The sequence below is a fragment of the Pseudomonas sp. LJDD11 genome, assembly GCF_024584215.1.
GTDB lineage: Bacteria > Pseudomonadota > Gammaproteobacteria > Pseudomonadales > Pseudomonadaceae > Aquipseudomonas.
In genome coordinates this window covers 1-675 of the sequence record NZ_JANJFL010000085.1, presented here as the reverse complement: position 1 = coordinate 675, position 675 = coordinate 1, and the positions used below count along the sequence as shown (strand labels likewise).

Below are 675 nucleotides of genomic sequence, written 5' to 3'. Positions count from 1 at the left end.
GCGCAGCCTGGGCTGGGTGCCCCTCAAGGCCGGCGCTGCTGTCTGGAAAAACGGCCAGGTCGTCTTCAACAGACAGCACTTCAAGGTCTGGGACAGCTACGGCCTGGCGGGCTTTAAATTCAGATCCGGTAGCTTCAACGAAGACAGCCGTGGACGCTGGTATTTCAACGTCGTGGTCGAGGTCGACCGCCAGTTATCGCCAGGCCAGGACGCAGTGGGTATCGACCTCGGACTGAAAACCACGGCCACCTGCAGCGACGGTGATCGCCTTGAAAGCGGCAGGTTCTACCGGGATCTGGAGAGCGCGCTGGGCACGGCCCAGCGTGCCGGCAAGAAAGCCCGTGTACGGGCGATTCACGCCAAAATTGCGAACCGCCGCAAGGATTGCCTGCATAAGTTCAGCAACGCGCTGGTCGCGCGTTGTGGCGTCATTGTGGTGGGCGATGTGAGCTCACTGAAACTCGCGAAAACCAGGATGGCCAAGTCGGTGCTGGACGCCGGCTGGGGCCAATTGAAAACCATGCTGGAATACAAATGCGATCACGCAGGCACGGTTTTCAAGGTTGTCAGCGAGAGAAACACCACCCAAACCTGTTCGAGCTGCAAGCAATTGCCGGACTCGAGGCCCAGAGGTATCGCAGGGCTTGGAATAAGGGAATGGACTTGTTGTGGGTG

1 protein-coding gene is annotated in these 675 nt (G+C 59.3%); it reads left to right on the top strand.

Going from position 1 to position 675, the window contains the following annotated elements:
- On the top strand, positions 1-675 hold a 675-nt coding region (locus NRB16_RS28860), incomplete at both ends, for a transposase (protein WP_257107561.1).